This is a genomic window from Enterobacter sp. A103 (assembly GCF_034427535.1).
GTDB lineage: Bacteria > Pseudomonadota > Gammaproteobacteria > Enterobacterales > Enterobacteriaceae > Enterobacter > Enterobacter asburiae_B.
Genome location: NZ_JAXQPQ010000002.1, coordinates 434,879 through 456,186 on the forward strand (window position 1 = coordinate 434,879; position 21,308 = coordinate 456,186).

17 protein-coding genes are annotated in these 21,308 nt (G+C 57.9%); 6 read left to right on the forward strand and 11 right to left on the reverse strand.

All coding sequences use genetic code 11. The annotated features are described in order from the left end of the window. Nucleotides 1–4: 4 nt before the first annotated feature. Together SPH27_RS07500 and SPH27_RS07505 are read left to right on the forward strand one after the other, a co-directional pair. A complete protein-coding gene (locus SPH27_RS07500; RefSeq protein WP_023335029.1) occupies nucleotides 5–1,306 on the forward strand; it encodes an MFS transporter in 1,302 nt (433 codons plus the stop codon). A 17-nt stretch (nucleotides 1,307–1,323) separates the two neighbouring features. Then, nucleotides 1,324–3,687 carry a glycoside hydrolase family 31 protein gene (locus SPH27_RS07505; RefSeq protein ID WP_182071424.1) on the forward strand — a complete coding sequence of 788 codons (2,364 nt, stop codon included), beginning with the start codon at nucleotides 1,324–1,326 and terminating at the stop codon, nucleotides 3,685–3,687. A gap of 89 nt (nucleotides 3,688–3,776) precedes the next feature. Here the strand turns inward: SPH27_RS07505 and SPH27_RS07510 are convergent, their stop codons facing one another. After that, nucleotides 3,777–5,372, reverse strand: a complete 1,596-nt coding sequence (locus SPH27_RS07510; protein ID WP_045887590.1) for an ABC-F family ATPase — start codon at nucleotides 5,370–5,372, stop codon at nucleotides 3,777–3,779. Between the two features lie 222 nt (nucleotides 5,373–5,594). On the opposite strand from SPH27_RS07510, the gene ldtB reads away from it, so the two are divergent. Further along, entirely contained in the window at nucleotides 5,595–6,515 is a 921-nt protein-coding gene (gene ldtB, locus SPH27_RS07515) for a L,D-transpeptidase (protein ID WP_023310896.1), read from the forward strand. 42 nt (nucleotides 6,516–6,557) lie between these two features. On the opposite strand, the gene SPH27_RS07520 is transcribed toward ldtB, so the two are convergent. From SPH27_RS07520 to mntR, 9 genes are all read right to left on the reverse strand, one after another. Beyond that, on the reverse strand, nucleotides 6,558–7,274 hold the full coding sequence (locus tag SPH27_RS07520; RefSeq protein WP_182071423.1) for a GntR family transcriptional regulator: 717 nt from the start codon (nucleotides 7,272–7,274) through the stop codon (nucleotides 6,558–6,560). Between the two features lie 15 nt (nucleotides 7,275–7,289). After that, the gene (locus SPH27_RS07525; RefSeq protein WP_048976796.1) at nucleotides 7,290–8,612 is read right to left on the reverse strand and encodes a PTS sugar transporter subunit IIC; all 1,323 of its coding nucleotides are present in this window, start codon (nucleotides 8,610–8,612) and stop codon (nucleotides 7,290–7,292) included. A gap of 51 nt (nucleotides 8,613–8,663) precedes the next feature. Then, nucleotides 8,664–10,040 (reverse strand): glycoside hydrolase family 1 protein, encoded by a 1,377-nt coding sequence (locus tag SPH27_RS07530; protein ID WP_045887588.1) that lies wholly within the window; start codon nucleotides 10,038–10,040, stop codon nucleotides 8,664–8,666. A gap of 148 nt (nucleotides 10,041–10,188) precedes the next feature. Then, nucleotides 10,189–11,229: an aldo/keto reductase gene (locus tag SPH27_RS07535; protein WP_048976794.1), complete on the reverse strand. Its 1,041-nt coding sequence runs from the start codon at nucleotides 11,227–11,229 to the stop codon at nucleotides 10,189–10,191. A gap of 102 nt (nucleotides 11,230–11,331) precedes the next feature. After that, nucleotides 11,332–12,855, reverse strand: coding sequence for an efflux transporter outer membrane subunit (locus SPH27_RS07540; protein WP_048979640.1), 1,524 nt, complete (start codon nucleotides 12,853–12,855; stop codon nucleotides 11,332–11,334). After that, nucleotides 12,855–14,426 (reverse strand): DHA2 family efflux MFS transporter permease subunit, encoded by a 1,572-nt coding sequence (locus SPH27_RS07545; RefSeq protein WP_047061442.1) that lies wholly within the window; start codon nucleotides 14,424–14,426, stop codon nucleotides 12,855–12,857. The genes SPH27_RS07540 and SPH27_RS07545 overlap by 1 nt, the downstream gene beginning before the upstream one ends. Next, nucleotides 14,423–15,517 carry an HlyD family secretion protein gene (locus SPH27_RS07550; RefSeq protein ID WP_182071422.1) on the reverse strand — a complete coding sequence of 365 codons (1,095 nt, stop codon included), beginning with the start codon at nucleotides 15,515–15,517 and terminating at the stop codon, nucleotides 14,423–14,425. The genes SPH27_RS07545 and SPH27_RS07550 overlap by 4 nt, the downstream gene beginning before the upstream one ends. A 101-nt stretch (nucleotides 15,518–15,618) precedes the next feature. Next, nucleotides 15,619–16,728: an anion transporter gene (locus SPH27_RS07555; protein WP_033145002.1), complete on the reverse strand. Its 1,110-nt coding sequence runs from the start codon at nucleotides 16,726–16,728 to the stop codon at nucleotides 15,619–15,621. Continuing rightward, entirely contained in the window at nucleotides 16,725–17,198 is a 474-nt protein-coding gene (gene mntR, locus SPH27_RS07560) for a manganese-binding transcriptional regulator MntR (protein ID WP_023310887.1), read from the reverse strand. Before mntR ends, SPH27_RS07555 begins: the two co-directional genes overlap by 4 nt. A 183-nt stretch (nucleotides 17,199–17,381) precedes the next feature. Here mntR and mntS point away from each other — a divergent pair, with 183 nt between their 5' ends. Further along, a complete protein-coding gene (mntS, locus tag SPH27_RS07565; protein ID WP_014831181.1) occupies nucleotides 17,382–17,510 on the forward strand; it encodes a manganase accumulation protein MntS in 129 nt (42 codons plus the stop codon). A 283-nt stretch (nucleotides 17,511–17,793) separates the two neighbouring features. Beyond that, on the forward strand, nucleotides 17,794–19,377 hold the full coding sequence (locus SPH27_RS07570) for a phosphoethanolamine transferase (RefSeq protein ID WP_182071421.1): 1,584 nt from the start codon (nucleotides 17,794–17,796) through the stop codon (nucleotides 19,375–19,377). 157 nt (nucleotides 19,378–19,534) lie between these two features. On the opposite strand, the gene ompX is transcribed toward SPH27_RS07570, so the two are convergent. Then, nucleotides 19,535–20,053 (reverse strand): outer membrane protein OmpX, encoded by a 519-nt coding sequence (ompX, locus tag SPH27_RS07575; RefSeq protein ID WP_023310884.1) that lies wholly within the window; start codon nucleotides 20,051–20,053, stop codon nucleotides 19,535–19,537. Nucleotides 20,054–20,407: 354 nt separating this feature from the next. On the opposite strand from ompX, the gene rhtA reads away from it, so the two are divergent. After that, on the forward strand, nucleotides 20,408–21,295 hold the full coding sequence (rhtA, locus tag SPH27_RS07580) for a threonine/homoserine exporter RhtA (protein WP_023334998.1): 888 nt from the start codon (nucleotides 20,408–20,410) through the stop codon (nucleotides 21,293–21,295). Nucleotides 21,296–21,308 lie beyond the last annotated feature (13 nt).

Genomic DNA, 21,308 nt, shown 5'->3' on the forward strand with positions numbered 1-21,308 from the left:
TAAAATGAGTCAGGACATCAATAACACCGTAGCGACAAGCAAAACCCGTCGCGTCATCAAGAACCTGCGCTGGTACGTGCTGGTGCTGTTCTTACTTGGCGTCACCGTTAACTACATCACCCGTAACTCACTCGGGATCCTCGCCCCGGAACTGAAAGAGAGCCTCGGGATCACCACCGAGCAATACTCCTGGATCGTCGGCGCGTTCCAGATCGCCTATACCATTTTCCAGCCCCTGTGCGGCTGGCTGATTGACGTCATCGGCCTGAAGATTGGCTTTATGGTCTGCGCCGGGATCTGGGCGCTGATGTGTATCTTCCATGCGGGCGCCGGAAGCTGGCTGCACCTCGCTATTCTGCGCTTCTTTATGGGTGCCTCTGAGGCCGCCGCTACCCCGGCAAACGCCAAAACCATCGGCGAATGGTTCCCGAAATCAGAGCGACCTGTTGCCGCTGGCTGGGCTGGCGTGGGATTCTCCATCGGCGCGATGCTGGCCCCGCCTATCATCTACTTTGCTCACGCCTCGTTCGGCTGGCAGGGTGCGTTTATGTTTACCGGCGTGCTGGCGCTGCTGTGGGTGATCCTCTGGTGGGCGTTCTACCACAACCCGGAGCAGCACCCGAACCTGAGCAAGGACGAGCTGGCGTTTATCAAGCAGGACAACGAACCGCCTGCGGTGAGACTGCCCTTCCTGACCGCGCTGAAAACCGTCTCGAAAAACAAACGCTTCTACGGTATCGCCATCCCGGCCTTTATGGCGGAACCGGCCTGGGCGGTGCTGAGCTTCTGGGTGCCGCTGTACCTCGCCAAAGAGCACGGCATGGATCTGAAGCAGATTGCGATGTTTGCCTGGCTGCCGTTCCTCGCCGCCGACCTCGGCAGCGTGGCGAGCGGCTACCTGACGCGTCTGTACACCCGTCTGTTCGGCTGCTCGCGCGTTAACTCGGTCGTTGCCAGCTCCGTGACGGGCGCGTTCCTGATGATCTCTTTGGGCATCGTGGCTATTACCCGCGACCCGTATATCACCATCGTGCTGATCTCCATCGGCGGCTTCGGGCACCAGATTATCTCCTGCATGTTGAGCGCCCTGGTCGTTGAGTCGTTCGACAAAGGCCAGATGGCGACCGTCAACGGCATGCGCGGCTCTGCGGCGTGGATCGCCAGCTTCCTGTTCTCGCTGTTAATCGGCGTGACCGCCGACAAAATCGGTTTTAACCCGCTCTTTATTGCCATGGGCTTCTTTGACCTGATTGGCGCTGTCTTCCTGGTAGCATTTATTGCTGAACGTCGCGCCAAGCGCGCCTGATAGTGGATGTATTGCATATGAAAACCCTGAAAAACTGGACCCTTGATACGCAGTCGGCAAACCATCTGGAACTGCTGGTCGATAACCAGCACCGCCTGTGCCTGTATGTGCTGGAAGAGAACCTTTTCCGCGTGCTGATCAAACGCAAAGGCGAGCTGGCGCTGGACCGTACCTGGAGCATCGCGCCGGAAAAAGACGTGCCGTGGGAAGGCCGCCGTCGTGACGATATAAGCGGTTTCTCCTGCCCGGCCTGGACACTGACGCAGCAGGAAGAGACGCTCACCGTGGCAACCGAACAGCTGCGCGTAACGGTCCACCAGCCGCTGTGGCTGGAGTGGCACTACCGCAATGAGGCGGGCGAGTGGCAGCCGCTGGTCAACGACCGTCCGACCAGCGCTTATCTGCTGAATGCCCACGGTGACGGCGTGGCGCACTACCTGAGCCGCCGCAAGGACGAGCGTTTTTACGGTCTGGGCGAGAAAGCGGGCGATCTGCAGCGCAACGGCAAGCGCTATGAGATGCGCAACCTCGACGCAATGGGGTACAACGCGGCCAGCACCGACCCGCTGTACAAGCATATTCCGTTCACTATCGCCCGCCGCGACGACGTCAGCTACGGCCTGTTCTACGACAACCTGAGCAGCTGCTGGCTGGATCTGGGTAACGAAATCGACAACTACCACACCGCCTATCGTCGCTGGCAGGCGGAAGCGGGCGATATCGATTACTACATCTTTACCGGCAAGCGCGTGCTGGACGTCACCAAAGCCTTCGTGCGCCTGACCGGGAAAACGCTGTTCGGACCGAAATGGAGCCTGGGCTACAGCGGCTCGACCATGCACTACACCGACGCGCCGGACGCGCAAAACCAGCTGATGAACTTCATCCGCCTGTGCGAAGAGCACGCCATTCCGTGCGACTCGTTCCAGCTCTCCTCCGGCTATACCTCTATCAACGGCAAGCGCTACGTCTTCAACTGGAACTATGACAAGGTGCCGCAGCCGAAGGTGATGAGCCAGGCCTTCCACGACGCGGGGCTGAAGCTGGCGGCAAACATCAAGCCGTGCCTGCTGCAGGACCATCCGCGCTATAACGAAGTGGCGGAGAGCGGCCTGTTCATTCGCGATTCAGAAACCGATGCACCGGAACGTTCCAGCTTCTGGGATGACGAAGGCTCGCACCTCGACTTTACCAACCCGCAGACGGTGCAGTGGTGGCAGAACGGCGTGACCACGCAGCTGCTGGAGATGGGCATCGACTCTACCTGGAACGACAACAACGAATATGAAGTGTGGGACGGGGAGGCGCGCTGCTTTGGCTTCGGCAAAGAGATCGCCATCAAGCACATTCGCCCGGTGATGCCGCTGCTGATGATGCGCGCCTCGCTGGAAGCGCAGCAGCGTTTCGCGCCGGAAAAACGTCCGTACCTGATCTCCCGCTCCGGCTGCGCCGGGATGCAGCGCTACGTTCAGACCTGGAGCGGCGACAACCGCACCAGCTGGGACACTCTGCGCTATAACATCCGCATGGGGCTGGGCATGAGCCTGTCCGGTCTGTTCAACGTCGGTCACGACGTCGGCGGTTTCTCCGGCGACAAGCCGGACGCCGAGCTGTTCGTGCGCTGGGTGCAGAACGGCGTGATGCACCCGCGCTTTACCATTCACTCGTGGAACGATGACCACACCGTGAACGAGCCGTGGATGTACCCGGGCGTCACGCCAGCCATTCGCGGTGCGGTTGAGCTGCGCTACCGCCTGCTGCCGTACCTCTATACCCTGCTCTGGCAGGCGCACGCCGACGACGAGCCGATGCTGCGCCCGACCTTCCTCGATCACGAGCATGATGCGCAGACGTTTGAGGAGTGCGATGACTTCCTGCTGGGCCGCGACCTGCTGGTCGCCAGCGTCGTCGAAGCCGGGCAGCGCGAGCGCCGCGTCTGGCTGCCGGATAACGCCACCGGCTGGTATGATTTTTACACCCACGCGTGGTATGCGGGCGGCCAGTCAATCGTCCTCGACGCGCCGCTGGAAAAACTGCCGCTGCTGGTGCGCGCCGGTGCCGCTCTGCCGCTGAGCGAACGCATTACGCATGTGAGTGCCGAAAACGATACGACCCGCGAGCTGAAGCTGTTCCCGGTGAAGGGCGTCGGCACGACCACCGGAATGCTGTTTGAAGACGACGGCGAAAGCTGGGGCTACCAGAACGGCAACGCGCTGTGGGTGGAGTGGGAAATGGTGTGCGACGGCGCAACCATCAACCTGAAGGTCAACGCGCGCGGGGATTATCGTCCGGCGTGGAAATCGCTTAAGGTGTCGCTGCCTGCAGGGGAAAAACGTACGCTGCTGGTGAACGGGGTCGAAGGGGGCGAGTGGGTGGTCTAGTGCGGCCTGATGCCCTCACCCTAACCCTCTCCCACGGGGAGAGGGAATAGAACGTAGGCCCGGTAAGCGTAGCGCCACCGGGCTTTTTTTTAGCCGTCGATACCTTTACTGCGCAGGTAATCTTCGTAATTACCGGTGAAGTCCACCACGCGCTCTGGCGTAATTTCGATCACGCGGGTCGCCAGCGAGCTGACGAACTCACGGTCGTGAGAGACGAAGATCAGGGTACCCTGATACATCTCCAGCGCCATGTTCAGGGATTCGATAGATTCCATGTCCAGGTGGTTAGTCGGTTCGTCCATCACCAGGATGTTTGGTTTTTCCATCATCAGCTTGCCGAACAGCATGCGTCCCTTCTCACCACCGGAGAGCACCTTAGCCGGCTTTTTGATGTCGTCCTGGCTGAACAGCAGACGACCCAGAATGCTGCGCACCGCCTGCTCGTCGTCGCCTTCCTGCTTCCACTGGCTCATCCAGTCAAAGACGGTCAGGTCGTTTTCGAACTCGTACTCATGGTCCTGCGCGTAGTAGCCAATCTGCGCGTTTTCAGACCACTTCACGGTGCCGTTGTCCGGCTGCAGTTCGCCGACCAGGGTTTTCAGCATGGTGGATTTACCCACGCCGTTGGCACCGAGGATGGCAATCTTCTCGCCCACTTCCAGCAGCAGGTTGAATTTTTTAAACAGCGGACCGTTCTCAAAGCCTTTTTCAAGGGCTTCCACTTCCAGCGCGTTACGGAACAGTTTCTTGTCCTGCTCGAAGCGGATGAACGGGTTCTGACGGCTGGAGGCTTTGACTTCGTCCAGCTTGATTTTGTCGATCTGACGGGCACGCGAGGTCGCCTGACGCGACTTAGAGGCGTTGGCGCTAAAGCGGCTGACGAAGGACTGCAGGTCAGCAATCTGCGCTTTCTTCTTGGCGTTATCCGCCAGCAGACGTTCACGCGCCTGGGTAGCCGCCGTCATGTACTCGTCGTAGTTGCCCGGATAAACGCGCAGCTCGCCGTAGTCCAGATCCGCCATGTGCGTACAGACCATGTTCAGGAAGTGACGGTCGTGCGAGATGATGATCATGGTGCTGTCGCGATCGTTCAGCGTCTGCTCCAGCCAGCGGATGGTGTCGATGTCCAGGTTGTTCGTCGGTTCGTCGAGCAGCAGGATGTCCGGGTTAGAGAACAGCGCCTGTGCCAGCAGCACGCGCAGCTTCCAGCCTGGCGCCACTTCGCTCATCGGGCCGTAATGCTGTTCAACAGGAATACCCACGCCCAGCAGCAGCTCGCCCGCGCGCGCTTCCGCAGAGTAGCCGTCCATCTCGCCGTACTGCGTTTCCAGATCGGCTACTTTATAGCCGTCTTCTTCGCTCATTTCGGCCAGCGCGTAGATGCGATCGCGCTCCTGCTTCACTTCCCACAGTTCCCCATGCCCCATGATCACGGTGTCGAGCACGGTGAACTCTTCGAAGGCGAACTGATCCTGACGCAGCTTACCGATACGCTCGTTAGGGTCGAGCGATACGTTACCGAGCGTCGGCTCCAGGTCACCGCCGAGGATCTTCATAAAGGTGGATTTTCCGCTACCGTTGGCACCAATCAGGCCGTAACGGTTGCCGCCGCCAAATTTGACGGAAATGTTTTCGAACAGCGGCTTACTGCCAAACTGCATAGTGACGTTGCTGGTAACTAACACGGGGAGATTCCTGCGAAAAGTGTGATAAACACGGCATTATGCCACAATTCCGAATTGAGATCCCGTGTTGCGGCAATCCACTAAACTTTAACAAAATCGAAAAAAATGTGATTTCGTACACATCTGAATTCCCTGTTAGCGGGAATGCACATATAATGCGCTCCCATCACAGATTCAGACTTATCAACTCATCGCCAGAATGGCTTAGATACCTCGCACAACATGAACATGAAATTAACAACGCTTTTAGCGGCGGCGTTAGCCGTAGTAGGTTTTTGTAAGACCGCGTCTGCGGTGACGTATCCCCTGCCAACAGACGGTAGCCGTCTGGTAGGCCAGAACCAGGTTGTGACGGTACCAGAAGGTAACTCTCAGCCACTGGAGTATTTCGCTGCGCAGTACCAGCTGGGCCTGTCTAACATGCTGGAAGCGAACCCGGGCGTTGACCCGTATTTGCCGAAAGCGGGCACCGTGCTGAATATTCCTCAGCAGCTGATCCTGCCGGATACCGTTCATGAAGGTATCGTGATTAACAGCGCCGAAATGCGTCTGTATTACTACCCGAAAGGCACCAACACCGTTATCGTGCTGCCAATCGGTATCGGCCAGCTGGGTAAAGACACCCCAATGAACTGGACCACCAAAGTTGAGCGTAAGAAAGCGGGCCCAACCTGGACGCCGACTGCCAAAATGCACGCGGAATACATCGCTGCGGGCGAACCGCTGCCAGCCGTTGTGCCGGCAGGCCCGGATAACCCAATGGGTCTGTACGCACTGTACATTGGCCGCCTGTACGCTATCCACGGTACCAACGCCAACTTCGGTATCGGCCTGCGCGTAAGCCACGGCTGCGTGCGCCTGCGTAACGACGACATCAAATTCCTGTTTGAAAACGTGCCGGTCGGTACGCGCGTGCAGTTCATCAACGAACCGGTGAAGGCGACCTCTGAGCCAGACGGCAGCCGCTACATCGAAGTGCACAACCCGCTGTCCACCAGCGAAGACCAGATCAACAACAACGAAATCGTCCCTGTTACGCTGAACAGCGCGGTGCAGGCGGTGACTTCTCAGCCAGACGTAGAAACGGCGATTGTTGACCAGGCCGTGCAGAACCGCTCTGGTATGCCGGTGCGTTTGAACTGATAGCGAAGCATTAAAAAAGCGGGCCTCGTTGCCCGCTTTTTTTTATCCGTTATTCACGATCACGATCCCGCCGTGGTCGTACCGATAGTGGCAGTGGGCATACTCCAGCGGCGTGCCGTCCTCCAGATAAATCACCTGCTCCACTTCCAGGACGGGATCGGTCTGCTCGCAGACCAGATGCTCCCTGTCCAGAGCGTTGGGCTTAAGCGCCCGCACCACCCGATACGACCCCATAATTTTCAGCCCCAGCGTCTCCTGCACGTACTGGAACACTGAACCTTCAAGATGGTTTTTCGTCAGGCCCGGCACCAGATTCATCGGCATCACCGTGGAATCCAGCGACATCGGTTCGCCGTTCAGCAGACGGAGGCGAACGAAGTCATAGATCGGCGCATCGGCGTTAATCATCAGCGACGCCTGCTCTTTTTCGTTCGGGAAGCGCAGCTCGAAATGCACCACCCGGCTGGTCACCGTGCCCAGATGCGCCCAGGTTTTGGTCGCACCAAAATAGTCGCTGCCGGAGAGGTCCCACTGCGAGAGCTGAAGGAAGTTTTTGCGGATGAACGTGCCCTGGCCCTGGCGGGTATAGACCAGACCTTCGACGATCAGCTGGCGCATCGCCTGCTGAATGGTCATCCGGCTGGAGTTGAACTCCGCCGCTAGCGCAAACTGGTCCGGCAGGGGTTCATTGGCGGCGTACTGCTGGCTGATAATGCGTTTCTTAATTTCCCGCGCTATGGTGATGTACTTCGCCGCCATCGTTCTTCCTTTCAGTTAGTTTTCTATCCCGCTGTTTTTCAACGCCACTCTCTCGGCAATCTTGAGGAAAGGCAGGTAGAAGAATACACCAAATACGATGATTGCCAACTGCACCACCACCGCCCGCCAGTCCCCTGCCGTGGCCAGCCAGGCGCTGAGAATGGGCGGCGTGGTCCAGGGGATCATCACCACGCAGCGCGACATTAGCCCCAGCGTGGTACAGAGCCAGGCGAAGTAAATGCCGATGGCGGGCAGCAGCACAAACGGGATCATCAGCGGCAGGTTAAACACGATCGGCAGGCCGAAAATCACCGGCTCGTTGATGTTGAACAGACCGGGCGCCAGCGACAGACGCGCCACCTGCTTCGCCGATTTTTGTCGGGAGAAGATAAAGATGGCGATCAGCAGCGAGATCGTGCTGCCCGTGCCGCCCACCATGCCAAACGTCGGCACGAAGATGTTGTTGATGATATGCGGGATGGGCTGGCCGTTGGCGAAAGCCAGCATGTTCTCGTTGGTGTTGATCAGCAGGAACGGCTCCAGCACCACGCTGTTAACGACTGACTGATGAATACCGAGCGTGAACAGGAAGTTACCGAAGCTGTAGATAAAAATCGTCCCCGGCAGGCTGGTGTTGATCAGCCGCAGCGGCTGCTGGATAAAGGTGGTAATAAGATGGATCAGGTCCGTGTGCAGCACGTTTGCCAGCACGGCCGCCAGCACCGCGAACAGGGAGAGCGTGAGGATGGTCGGGATCAGCGCGGTAAAGGATTTGCTCACCGCCGGAGGCACGTTTTCTCCGAGGGAAATGTGCAGCGCCTTCAGGCGCGAAATGGCGATAAACACTTCCGTTGAGAGCAGCCCGATCAGCACCCCGGCGAAAATCCCGGTTGAGCCAATATTGGTGAACGTCAGCACCTGGGTGATGTTCACCGCGGCATCGCTGCCGACGGGCGTAATCTGCAGGCGCATCGGCATCATGATGATGAAGCTGCTGACGGCGATAACCACTGCCGAGACCGGATTGTCGAAATCTTTGTTGCGCGCCAGCGACCAGGCAATCATCGGGGCCAGCAGCAGCGCGGCAATGTTCAGCGTGCCGTTGATAATCGCCTCGCCCCACACTTTGAATTGTGCCAGCGTGTCGCCGTGAAAAATCCACGGAAATACCACGTTGTTCACCAGCACCGCCAGACCGGCGAGGATGAAAATCGGCATCACCGTGGCGAAAGCGTCGCGCAGGGAGCGCAGGTGCACCTGATTTGCCAGGCGCGCCGAGAACTCTACAAATTTATCGACAAAAGACTGCATGTGCGGTGTTATTTTTGTTTCAGACATAGCGGATAGTTCCCATCAATCAGTCACAAAAACGGCCCGGCAGCGTACGGCTTACATCTCGCGTCCGTTGGTATGGATAACCTGTTTTAACCACGCGTAGCTCTTCTTCGGCACGCGCTTCAGGTCTTTCAGGTCATGGTTTTCACGGTTGACATAGACCACGCCGTAGCGTTTACGCATGTCGCCCTGGGAGCTGAGAATGTCGATTAACCCCCAGCCGAGGTAGCCGATCACCTCTGCCCCGTCCTCGAACATCGCCTCCTTCATGGCATTGATATGCGCCCGGTGGTAGTCGATGCGGTAGGTGTCCTCGATCGGATTGACGCCGTCCCAGGACTCAATCACCCCGATGCCGTTTTCGATCGGGAAGACCGGCATCCGCCAGTCGTTGGCGTAGCGGGTGATGATGGTGCGAAAGCCCAGCGGATCGATCTGCCAGTTCCACTCGGTGGCCTTCAGGTACGGATTGTTTTTCTCGCCGTGCAGCAGGTAATAGTTCACCGGCGTGCCTTCCGGGATCGCATCGCTGTCCAGCGTTTTGCTGGCGTAGTAGCTGAAGGCCATATAGTCGTTTTTAGTCCGCGCCAGCAGCGCTAAATCCTCGGCGCGGTAGATATCGCCAAAGCCCTCCTGCTCCACCACCGCCATAACCGCGGGGCTGTAGCCCTGCCCTGCGAAGACGCGTAGCAGGTTCTGGTTGAGGAACTCGTCGTACTGCTGGGCGCAGAAGATATCGCGCGGTTTGCAGGTGGCCGGGTAGATCAGCTGGTGCGCCAGCATGCCGCCCATCAGCTGGCCCGGTCTGGTCTGATGCAGATATTCGGTCAGCGCCATGTGCGCCACCATCGTATGGTGCTGCAGCTCGTACAGCTCGCGCAGGGTTTTCTCACCGTGCATATAGCCGGAAATGCGGAACGCTTCAGGCATATGGAAGATGTTCTGCTCGTTGAAGGTCAGCCAGTACTTCACGCGGTCGCCATAGCAGTCGATCATCTTTTTGCCGTAGCGGATAAAGGCCTCCATCACGCGGCGGTCGTTGAAGCCGTTGTATTCCTGCGCCAGCGCCAGCGGCATATCGAAGTGGTACAGGCAGACCATCGGCTCGATGCCGCGGGCGATGAGATCGTCAATAAAGCGGTCGTAAAACGCGATGCCCTCGTCGTTGAACGCGCCGTCGCCCTGCGGGCAGACGCGGCTCCATGAGATCTGAAAGCGATAGCAGTTCATGCCCAGATCTTGCATCAGGTCGAAATCTTCCCGGTAGCGGTGGTAGGAGTCGGTCGCGACTTTCCAGTCGGAGACGTTCTCCCCGGCTTCGCGAATGTCGTACACCGACATCCCTTTCCCGCCCTCGTTCCATGCCCCTTCCGTCTGCATGCTGGACACCGAGTTGCCCCATAAAAAGTTGGCCGGCAGCGAATTGTTCATGCTCTCTCCCTATATGACTAGTCATTTAAAATTTAATGACTAGTCATATAGGCGAAGATGAAATGGGGATCAAAGAGGAGGATCGTTTTTTGTGAGCAATGCGGGAAAAAAAGCCCCGGTTAGCGATGCACTACCGGGGCAAGGAAGGTTATTGTTGCGCGAGCTGATTGCGGCGATATTCCCCCTGCCGCTCCAGCATCCAGCCCGGGTATTCGCGCGGCAGCGCGCTCACCGCATCAAGCTGCTTGAGTTCGTCTTCGCTCAGTCGGATCCCGGTCGCGGCGATATTGTCGTCCAGCTGTTCAACGCGTTTCGCGCCAATGATGACGCTGGTCACCGCTTTCTGATGCAGCAGCCACGCCAGCGCAATTTGCGCGACGGAGACGCCCTTGCTTTCGGCGATAGTGCGCATCACGTCCACACAGTCGAAGGCGCGTTCTTTGTTCACAGGCGGGAAGTCAAACTCCAGACGACGACCGCCGGCTTCACTCTGCCCGTCGCGGCCATATTTTCCGCTCAGCAGACCGCCTGCCAGCGGGCTCCAGACCATCAGCCCGACGCCTTCGCTCTGCATCATCGGTACCAGCTCGCGCTCCAGATCGCGCCCGGCAATGGTGTAATACGCCTGCAGCGACGCGAAACGCGCCAGCCCAAGACGTTCAGAAATACCGAGCGCTTTGGCAATCTGCCACGCCGCCCAGTTAGAGACGCCGATGTAGCGCACGTGGCCGTGCTGCACCAGGTTATCCAGCGCGTAGAGCATCTCTTCAATCGGCGTTGCGGGGTCGAAGCCGTGAAGCTGGTAGAGATCGATATGATCGAGCTGCAGGCGGCGCAGGCTCTCCTTCACGCTGCTGATGATGTGATAGCGCGAGCTGCCGCGCGAGTTCACCCCTGCCGTTCCCGTTTCGCCGAACACTTTCGTCGCGACCACCACGTTCTCGCGAGGGATCTTCAGGTTTTTCAGCGCCTGACCGGTGATCTCCTCCGAGCGTCCTTCCGAGTAAACGTCCGCGGTGTCGATAAAGTTGATCCCAGCATCCAGCGCGCGGCCCACCAGCTGCTCGGCTTCACTTTGCTGGAGCTGGCCAATCTTGCCCCACATGCCGCCCTCACCGCCAAAGGTCATGGTGCCGAGGCACAGTTCAGAAACAAACAGACCGGTGTTGCCCAGTTTTTGATAACGCATAAGTTATTCCTCGCATGTCGATTGGGTACCCGATAGTTATACCCGCCCCTCAGCCATCGCGAATGTGGTGTTCCTGTCCGTTTCTTGCCCAATCCTCTGAATTTATCCGCGCGGGGCGTCGCCAAAGACGCTGTAGTCTGGTAATTGCACCTGCTGATACGGCTCCCAGCCGCCGCCGAGGGCCTTGTAGAGCGCCACCAGATCGAGCGCGCTCTGCACCTGCGCCTGTGCGCGCTGCTGCTGGGCCTGCGCCAGCTGACGCTGGGCGTCCAGCACGTCGATAAAGCTGGCGATCCCCTGCCGGTAGCTGTCGCTCGCTAAATCAAAGGCGTTTTGCAGGGCGTCGATCGTTTTTGCGAGACCCGCTTCACGCTGCTGGTCGGTGCGATAGCTCACCAGCGCGTTTTCCACATCCCCGAGCGCGGTCAGCACCGTCTGGCGATAGTCCAGCACCGCCGCCCCCTGCTGCGCGCGCGCCACCTTGACGCTGGAGACCAGTCGACCGCCCTGGAAGATGGGAATGGAGACCTGCGGGCCGAAGCTGTAGAAGTGGCTGCTCCAGTCGGTCAGCCAGTTGGTTTCGCTGTTGCGCAGGCCAAACTGCCCGGAGAGCGTAAAGCTCGGGAACAGCTCCGCCACCGAGACGCCGATTTGCGCCGTGGCGGCATGAAGGTTCGCCTCCGCTTCGCGCACGTCCGGACGGCGTCGTGCCAGCGTGGACGGAATGCCGGTCTGCACAATATCCGGCAGGGCCGGCATCGGCTGCACGCTTTGCAATTCCGCATCCAGCGCCCCTGGCGGCTTGCCGAGCAGGATCGCCAGGCCGTTCATCGCCTGCCGCTCCTGCGCCTGATATTGCGGAAGCTGGGCCTCAAGATTGCCTAACTGCGCCCGGGCGTTTTCCACGTCCATCTGCGGCGACAGCCCGCCGCGCTGGCGGCTTTCCGTCAGATCCAGCGTCTGCTGCGCGCTTTTAATCTGGGTGTTCAGCGTGGCGATAATGCTCTGCGCCCCGCGCAGCTGGAGCCACGCGCGCGCCACTTCGGCCTCCAGCGATACCAGCGCGTCGTTACGCTGCTCGATAGCCGCTTTCTGCTGCGCTTCGGCGGCTTCCACCTGACGACGCACCTTGCCCCACAGGTCGATTTCCCACTGGGCGTCGAAGCTGCCCTGGTAGAGGTTAATCGGCTGCGTCAGCGGCCCTAGCGCGCCCTTCAGGTTGGGATCGATACTATCCACCTGGTCATACACGCCGTGGGATTTCAGCTCTCCTTCCAGGCCAAGCTGCTGGCGCGTCGCCTGCAGATTGCCGTTCACCGACGGATAAAACGCCCCGCCCGCCTGGTTAATCTGCTCTCGCGCCCCGGCGATGCGCAGCACCGTCTGCTGCAGCGTCAGGTTTCCGGCAATGGCGCGCTCAACCAGGCTGTCGAGCTGCGGCGAGCCGAAGGTCTTCCACCAGCGCGGATTGGTCGCAGCGGAAGTAGTTTGCGATTTCACCGCGCTGTCGCCCTTATCGTTCCAGTGCGTAACGGCGGGCGGCGCAGGCTGCTGGTAGTCAGGCCCGACGGCGCAGCCCGCCAGCAGCATCATTATCATCAGGGGGTGTAAACGTCTGTGTATCATCAATGTGCTCCTGCACTCCCCTCGCTCTTAACCGGCGAGAGCAACAAACAAAACGGAATCAGTAACAAGGCCACCGCGCTCAGGATGGTAAAGACGTCGATGTAGGCCAGGATGCGTGACTGCTCAATCATGGTCTGGTACATGCGTCCGGTGGCGATGCCGGTGGGGTCGCCCACCTGGGTGGTGAAGTTCTGGATCGCCTGGGCGCTTTCGCGTATCGCCTGCTGGAACTGCTCGTTAAGCGGCGAGGCGTGGTACGCAAGATGCGCGCTGTGCGCCTGGGCGCGTTCGGTGATGGCCGCCGTCGAAAGGGATATGCCAATCGAGCCCGCGACGTTGCGGAACATGGTAAACAGCGCCGCCGCATCGGCATTCAGCCGCCTCGGTATCGAGATAAACGCAATCGTCGTGAGCGGCACAAACAGGAACCCCAGCCCTATCGACTGGGCGCTGCGGAACAGCACCAGCGTTTCGAAGTCGATATCCGGCGTCAGCGTGCGCGACCAGAAGAACGACACCGCCAGACAGGTAAAGCCAAAGGCGATGATCCAGCGCGTCTGCACCACCGGCATCAGCTTCAGCACCAGCGGGATAGTTAATACGATCAGCACCGCGCCGGGCGACAGCACCAGCCCGGACCAGGTAGCGGTGTAGCCCAGGTCCTGCTGCGCCAGCTGCGGGATCACCACCGAGCTGCCGTACAAAATCATCGCCATCCCCGCCATCAGCAGGCTGGAGATGGCAAAGTTGCGGTCCTTCATGCAGTGCAGATCCACCACCGGCTTTCTGGCATACACCAGCCAGTAGATGGCGCCGATAATGCCGACAAGCGTCAACACGCCGAAGGTGCGGATAAAGTTCGAGTAGAACCAGTCCTCATCTTCTCCCCGGTCGAGCATCACCTGCAGACAGCCCAGCCCCAGCGCGATCAGGCCGATCCCCGTCCAGTCGATAGTCAGCTTCTCTTTTGATTTACTCTCCCACGGCGGATCTTCCAGCAGCTGGTAGATCGCCAGCACCGTCACAATCCCCACCGGAATGTTAATAAAGAACACCCAGCGCCAGGAATAGTTGTCGGTGATCCAGCCGCCCAGCGTCGGGCCGAGCACCGGCGCAACGATAATCGCAATGGAGGACAGACCAAACGCTTTGCCCCTGTCCTCCGGCTTGAAGTAGTCGAGCAGCACCGACTGCTGCGTGGGCTGCAGCCCGCCGCCAAAAAAGCCCTGCATCACGCGGAACAGGATGATCTGCCACAGCTCGGTGGCAATCCCGCACAGGAACGAGCAGACGGTAAACATCACGATGCAAATCAGGAAGAACTGCTTGCGGCCAAACACCCGGCTCAGAAACGCCGAGATGGGCAGCACGATGCCGTTCGCGACCAGATAGCTGGTTAACACCCAGGTGGATTCGTCATAGCTGGACGAGAGCGAGCCTGCCACGTGGGGGAGCGCCACGTTGACGATGGTGGTATCCAGAATTTCCATGAATACCGCCAGGGTAACGACAATCGCCACCGCCCACGGATTGCTGGCGGGTTTCCAGCTGTCGTGGCTGTGATCCGTCATTCCACCGTCACCTTCGGTGCAACCGACAGCCCCAGCGGCAGCGGTTTGTTTGGATCCAGGCCCTTATCAATCACGATTTTGACCGGCACGCGCTGCACAATTTTGACGAAGTTGCCGGTGGCATTTTCTGCCGGGAAGGCGGAGAAGCGCGAGCCGCTGCCCTGCTGGATACTGTCGACGTGGCCCTCAAGCTCCATATCCGGCCACGCGTCGACGGACACGGTGACCTTATCGCCCGGCTTCATACGCTCAAGCTGCGACTCTTTAAAGTTAGCAACCACCCACACGTTCGGGGAAACCAGCGAGAACAGCGCCGTCCCCGCCTGCACCAGCGTGCCGGGCTGTACGTTGCGTTTGGTGACGACGCCGTCGAACGGGGCGCGGACTTCGGTATAGGAGAGATTAAGGTTGGCCGTTTCCAGCTGCGCTTTAGCCTGATCGACCTGACGCTCGCGCGCTTCAACGTTGGTTTCCTGCTGGCGGATTTGCAGCTGGACCTGCTCTGCCACTTCCAGCTGCGCCTGAACGCTGGCCAGCCCCGCCTGTGCGCTACGCAGCTGTGCGTTCGCGGAGTCGATACTTTGCTGAGTGGTCGCACGCGGGTCGACGCCGCGCTGACGACGGTACTCTGCCTGCGCGTTCGCCAGATCGGCCTGCGCTTTCAGCACCTGCGCTTTGGCTTCGTCACGCTGGGCGGGATATTGCACCTTCGAGAGCGCCAGCTGTGCCTGCGCCTGATGCAGCTGCGCGATAGCCAGCCCAAGCTGGGCCTGAGCCTGATCGCGCTGCGCGGTGGTGTCCCGCGGATCGATAACCACCAGCAGATCGCCCTTTTTCACGCGCTGGTTATCGCGCACGCGCAGCTCGGTAACGTAGCCCGCCGCTTTGGGGGCAATCGTCACCACGTCGCCGTCGGTAAAGGCGTCGTCGGTCGTCTCTTCGTTACGGGTTAAAAACCACCAGACCAGCGCCACGACGACCATCACCACCACGACAATGCCGAGGATAATTAACGGTTTCTTGCCCGGGCGCTTACGCTCATTATTGTTTTTGTCCTGCTCGTCAGCAGGCGGGTTTTGATCTTCAGCCATAGTTCAGCAACGGTCCTGTCAGTGAGCGGCATCACACTATGCCGTTCACTAAAGCTAGGACGTTGCTATACGTTTGCCAGGAAAAACTGACAAATTGCGCACTATATGAGAAGGAATATTCCGAAACCGATCGCCGCGGCCCAAACCAGCATCGGAATCGACCAGACGTGGAAACGCCACCAGATACGACGGTCATTGGCCATGCGCAGAGCGATCAGGTTTGCCAGCGAGCCGGGCAGCAGCCCAAACCCGCCGATGTTGACAGCCCAGGCCAGAAGCGTATCGGGCGGAACATAGTTGAGCAGCAGAATGGTGGACGGCACGTTGCTTATAAACTGCGACAGGCCAATCGCCGTCAGCCACAGTCCCGGCTGAGACAGCGTGCTGACGCTGTGCAGAACGTTCTGCAGTACCGGAAGCTGGATAAGGAGATGCACATCAATAAACATCGCCATAAAGACCAGCAGCAGCGTCCAGTCCACGCTCACCAGCACGCGACGCGCCAGGACGACAAAGCCTGCGGCAACGAGCAGGACGCCCGCCAGCTCATACTTCAGCTCCAGCGCGAACAGGAAGACGATGTATAACCCGAGACAGCTCCACACCAGGCGCGGCTGCCACTGCGGGCCGGTTGTGCCGCTGTGGTACTGCAGCTTTTTATCCGGAAACGCAAACCAGCACACCGCCATCAGCGACAGCATCATCACCAGCGCCAGAGGGGCCATCTGCCAGGTAAAGGCGGCGAACGACAGCCCGGACCGTCCCCAGAGAAGGATATTTTGCGGGTTGCCGATTGGCGTCAGAAGCGAGCCCGCATTGACGGCCAGCGCTTCAAAGATGATCAGCCGGCTGACGGGGATCTCGCAAAGTTTACGCAGCGTGAGCGTGAGGGGTACGATGATAAACAGCGCCACATCGTTGGTCAGAAACGTCGACAGCACCGCGGCGGAGAACACCATAAACAGGGACAGCCTGCGCTCGGTGGCAAAGCGGCGCACCATTTTACGGCCCAGAACGTCAAAGTAGCCGCTCAGCTCGACCCCTTTGGTGAGCATCATTAAACCGCTCAGGGTAATGATGGTGCGCCAGTCAATTGCAGCGGGCCAGGCGTGTGGCGCAAAAGGCACAAAGAGGCTTAACGCTGCGCCAATGATTAATAAGAGATGGAAGAAACGATCGCGTGCCAGGGCCTGCAGTCCGGGGATTTTCATTCAGCGGAGGGACCATATTTAAGGGTAAATTCGCGAAACTTCACCAGCGTCTCTTCGCTGACGTGGTGTTCCATGCCTTCCGCATCCCGGCGGGCAATCTCCGGGCTGACGCCCAGCACCAGCAAAAAATTCTCGACAAGCTGATGGCGCTCGCGGCTCTCCTGCGCGAGTTTCTCCCCTTCCGGCGTCAGAAAAACACCGCGCCAGGGGATCATTTCAATTAAGCCCACGGAGGCCAGGCGTTTTAACATTTTAGCGACAGTTGGCTGTGAAACCCCCAGCCTGGCGGCCATATCGACCTGGCGCGCTTCACCGACCTCACGAATCAGATCGGAAATGAGTTCAACATAATCATCAATCAGTTCACGCCGGTGCGCTTCACGGACCTGGCGAAAACCTTCGACATGTTCTTCAACATTCACCAGTTGCGTCGTTTTCCTCATTGTCGGATGACCTGCGCGACGGTTCATTGTACTTCCTCAGTGGGGTGACGCTTCCAGCGCCCGGATTCGAGAGCGCACATTGTAAACCATAGCTCCGCAAGCACAAAAAATTAACGAAATAGCCATAGCTATACAATATAGCCTGTGCTATATCTGTATGTAATGCAGTCACCCTTCACGGATCGAAGGGATCAAAACTCAGGAGGTCTTATGAACGAATTCAAGAGGTGCATGACCGTGTTTACCCACTCTCCCTTTAAAGTGCGCTTAATGCTGTTGAACATGCTGTGCGATATGTTTAACAACAAACCGCATCAGGACGACAAACCTTCCCACTAAGCGGCGTTGCGGTACGCCGCTTCATTTTCCCGTCACAATCTCGCTCTAAACTGGCTTCCAGCCGCCTTATTCCCGATCTTTTTTACGGATTTGCAGTCCCCTTCGCAAAACATCTGCTTAGCAACTGTTGATATTCTTTAGCGCTCGCACTATCTTCTTGCAGCCCTGCACAATTTGCGGCTCGCTGAAGCGGACCCTCATTCCCTCTCCACGCACTGTCAGGCAGGTTATGACCCTTGACGCCAGGGTGAGCACATGGCGTTTTCATCCATGATAGTGACCTATGAATGTAACCCTGATAGATACCGTTGTGACCCGCAGCCGGGCCTTAAGCCCGTGGACGGGTTTTTACTTTTTGCAGTCATTGCTGATTAACTTTGCGCTGGGTTATCCCTTTAGTCTGCTCTACGCGGTGGCTTTCACCTGCGTTCTGCATGTGCTGTGGCGAACCGCACCGCGCGTGCAAAAAGCGTTAATCGGGATCTGCTCGCTGGTCGCTGCACTCTATTTCCCGTTTGGTCAGGCTTACGGCGCGCCAAACTTTAATACCCTGCTGGCGCTGCACTCGACCAATATGGAAGAGTCAACGGAGATCCTGACGATCTTCCCGTGGTACAGCTACGTGGTCGGGATCTTTATCTTCGCGTTGGGCGTCATCGCCATCCGCCGTCAGCCGGGCGAGAAAAAACCCTGGGGTAAGATCGAAATACTCTGTCTGGTGTTCAGCGTTGCCGTGGCGTTTGTCGCTCCCATCCAGAATATTCCCTGGGACGGTAAGCTAAGGCTCACCAATATCGGCTATCCGGTTTTCCGCTTCGTGAAGGACGTCGTTGTCAATAATAAAGAGGTTCTCGACGAGCAGGCGCGCATGGCTGAGCTTTCCAATATGAAAGACACCTGGAACGTGCTGGCCGTTAAGCCGAAATATCACACCTATGTGGTGGTGATTGGCGAAAGTGCCCGTCGCGATGCAATGGGAGCCTTCGGCGGACACTGGGATAACACACCGTTTGCCAGTTCGGTTAAAGGCACGCTGTTTACCGATTATGTCGCGGCCAGCGGCTCGACGCAGAAATCGCTCGGCCTGACCCTAAACCGTGTCGTCGACGGCAAACCCCAGTATCAGGATAATTTTGTCACCCTGGCAAACCGCGCGGGTTATCAGACCTGGTGGTTCTCCAATCAGGGGCAAATTGGCGAATACGATACGGCCATCGCCAGTATCGCCAAACGTGCCGACGAAGTGCAGTTCCTGAAGAACGGCGACTTTGAAGCCGACAAAAACACCAAAGACGAAGCGCTGTTGAAAATGACGGCACAGGTCTTCGCCACTCCGCGCACCCAGCCTCAGCTGATCGTCCTGCACCTGATGGGGTCGCACCCGCAGGCCTGCGATCGGACCGGCGGGAAGTACGCGGAGTTCGTGCAGTCCAAAGAGACCTCTTGCTATCTCTACACCATGACGCAAACCGATGAGCTGCTGAGCAAGCTGTACGATCAGCTGCGCAATACGGGCGACAGCTTCTCCATGGTCTATTTCTCGGATCACGGGCTGGCGTTTAAAGAGCGTGGTAAAGAGGTGCAGTACCTGGCGCACGATGACAAGTTCCAGCAGAACTTCCAGGTGCCGTTTATGGTGCTGTCGAGTGATGATAAAACGCATCGCGTGATTAAAGCGCGCCGTTCGGCTAATGATTTCCTGCAGTTCTTCTCGCAGTGGACGGGGATTACAGCCGAGCAGATAAAAACGGCTTACCCGTTTGTCTCTAACAAGAAAGCTCCCCCAGTGTACGTTACCAACTTCAAGTTACAGAAAGTTGACTACAACCATCTGGGTACGGATATTTTTGATATTAAGAGTAAGTAATTGCCGTCTCGTGCGGACTGATGCCCTCACCCTGGCCCTCTCCCACGGGGAGAGGGAACAAACACTAAAAACGGCAACCTGGGGTTGCCGTTTTGCTTTTACCTTCAAAAAAAAATCCGCCACAGTGGGCGGATTTTTTATTTAATCACCGAAGTGATTAGAAGCGGTAACCTACGCCCGCGATCCAGGTGCCAACGTCAACGTTGCGGATACGGCTCTGCTCATAGGAGAAGTCCAGAGCAACGTCCTGGATTGGGTTGAACTGCAGGCCTGCGCCATAGGAGAAGCCATAGTCGCTGTTGCTTGCAGTGCGGCTTTCGCTCTGGTTTTCAGTCTGCTGGAATTTACCGTAGCCAACACCTACAACACCGTAGATGCTCGCCCAGTCATTCAGACGGTAAGCTGGACCAGCGGTGATACCGTAGTACTGGCCTTTGTTGTATGCGCCGTTTTCAGAACGATCTTTCTCGGTGTAGGTGAAAGAACCGATCACGCCCAGTGGGTTGTTATCCTGCTCGTAGCGATACTTCAGGTTGAAACCGTTAGCTTTGTTCATCACGCCCTGATAGTCGCTCTGAGCGTAACCACCAGTAACAGTAGAAGTAGCAGCTACAGCGGTACCTGCGGAAACAGCCAGTACAGCGGCCAGTGCTGAAAGACATGCAATTTTTTTCATAACCACCTCAAATGTGCTTCAAGTAAGTCCGTAAGTTTTAAATATATCAAAAAAATTTGCGAAACTCTTTGTGATTCGTGATGTCTAATGAAACCTTTCCTGTAACAGAACGTTTCCAGCATCAGCTATCTCTTTCAAATCACATGCAATTTTCACTACTAAATGCGCATATTGCGCGTACGCGCCGTTACATTCATCCAGATTATTCCTAATCTATCAGGCGATAAATCCACCAGCGCTTAACCATTTTACGGATTTGACACGGTTTTTTTTCAACAGCACCTCAACCGTTGCCGCTTATTTCCTTTACACTGCAACCTTTACCTCATTTGACATAAGCTGACAGGAGAAAGGATGCCTGGGTTATCCCGCACGTCGTCGGTCTGGTTGCCGGTGGCAGTCATACTCATTGCCATGTTGTCCATTCAAAGCGGTGCTTCGCTGGCAAAATCACTTTTCCCGCTGGTTGGTGCGCCAGGCGTGACTGCCCTGCGTATCGTGCTGGGCACGGCGATACTGGTGGTCATTTTCAAACCCTGGCGTCTGCGCTTCAAAAAGGAGCAGCGTTTACCCCTGCTGTTTTATGGACTTTCCCTCGGGGCAATGAACTATCTGTTCTACCTCTCTATTCAGACGATACCGCTGGGGATCGCCGTCGCGCTGGAGTTTACCGGCCCGCTGGCGGTGGCGCTTTTCTCCTCGCGACGTCCGGTCGATTTTATCTGGGTCGTGTTAGCCGTTCTGGGCTTATGGTTCCTGCTGCCGCTGGGCCAGAGCGTCGCTGAGATCGATCTGACGGGCGCAGCCCTGGCGCTGGGTGCTGGCGCCTGCTGGGCCGTCTATATACTTACGGGCCAGCGTGCAGGAGAAGAGCACGGTCCGGCGACCGTCGCGTTAGGTTCCCTGATCGCAGCCATCGTCTTCGTGCCTATCGGCATGGCGCAGGCGACCGAATCTATCTGGCAATGGTCCGTCATGCCCATCGGGCTGGCGGTCGCGATTCTCTCTACCGCACTCCCCTACTCTCTGGAGATGATTGCCCTTACGCGTCTGCCGACGCGTATATTTGGCACCCTGATGAGCATGGAGCCTGCGCTAGCCGCCATTTCCGGAATGGTGTTTCTCGGCGAAACCCTGACATTGACCCAGACGCTGGCGCTCTGCTCGATTATCGCGGCATCAATGGGCTCGACGCTCACCATGCGCCCGGAACCTAAAGTTGAGAAAGTGGATATCAGCTAAGGCCATATATTCT

Excerpts from the sequence above, each read along its gene's own strand:
- SPH27_RS07500 (WP_023335029.1), top strand. The coding sequence starts at position 5 with ATGAGTCAGGACATCAATAACACCGTAGCGACAAGCAAAACCCGTCGC.
- SPH27_RS07505 (WP_182071424.1), top strand. The coding sequence starts at position 1,324 with ATGAAAACCCTGAAAAACTGGACCCTTGATACGCAGTCGGCAAACCAT.
- ldtB (WP_023310896.1), top strand. The coding sequence starts at position 5,595 with ATGAACATGAAATTAACAACGCTTTTAGCGGCGGCGTTAGCCGTAGTA.
- SPH27_RS07520 (WP_182071423.1), bottom strand. The coding sequence starts at position 7,274 with ATGGCGGCGAAGTACATCACCATAGCGCGGGAAATTAAGAAACGCATT.
- SPH27_RS07525 (WP_048976796.1), bottom strand. The coding sequence starts at position 8,612 with ATGTCTGAAACAAAAATAACACCGCACATGCAGTCTTTTGTCGATAAA.
- SPH27_RS07530 (WP_045887588.1), bottom strand. The coding sequence starts at position 10,040 with ATGAACAATTCGCTGCCGGCCAACTTTTTATGGGGCAACTCGGTGTCC.
- SPH27_RS07535 (WP_048976794.1), bottom strand. The coding sequence starts at position 11,229 with ATGCGTTATCAAAAACTGGGCAACACCGGTCTGTTTGTTTCTGAACTG.
- SPH27_RS07540 (WP_048979640.1), bottom strand. The coding sequence starts at position 12,855 with ATGATACACAGACGTTTACACCCCCTGATGATAATGATGCTGCTGGCG.
- SPH27_RS07545 (WP_047061442.1), bottom strand. The coding sequence starts at position 14,426 with ATGACGGATCACAGCCACGACAGCTGGAAACCCGCCAGCAATCCGTGG.
- SPH27_RS07550 (WP_182071422.1), bottom strand. The coding sequence starts at position 15,517 with ATGGCTGAAGATCAAAACCCGCCTGCTGACGAGCAGGACAAAAACAAT.
- SPH27_RS07555 (WP_033145002.1), bottom strand. The coding sequence starts at position 16,728 with ATGAAAATCCCCGGACTGCAGGCCCTGGCACGCGATCGTTTCTTCCAT.
- mntR (WP_023310887.1), bottom strand. The coding sequence starts at position 17,198 with ATGAACCGTCGCGCAGGTCATCCGACAATGAGGAAAACGACGCAACTG.
- mntS (WP_014831181.1), top strand. The coding sequence starts at position 17,382 with ATGAACGAATTCAAGAGGTGCATGACCGTGTTTACCCACTCTCCCTTT.
- SPH27_RS07570 (WP_182071421.1), top strand. The coding sequence starts at position 17,794 with ATGAATGTAACCCTGATAGATACCGTTGTGACCCGCAGCCGGGCCTTA.
- ompX (WP_023310884.1), bottom strand. The coding sequence starts at position 20,053 with ATGAAAAAAATTGCATGTCTTTCAGCACTGGCCGCTGTACTGGCTGTT.
- rhtA (WP_023334998.1), top strand. The coding sequence starts at position 20,408 with ATGCCTGGGTTATCCCGCACGTCGTCGGTCTGGTTGCCGGTGGCAGTC.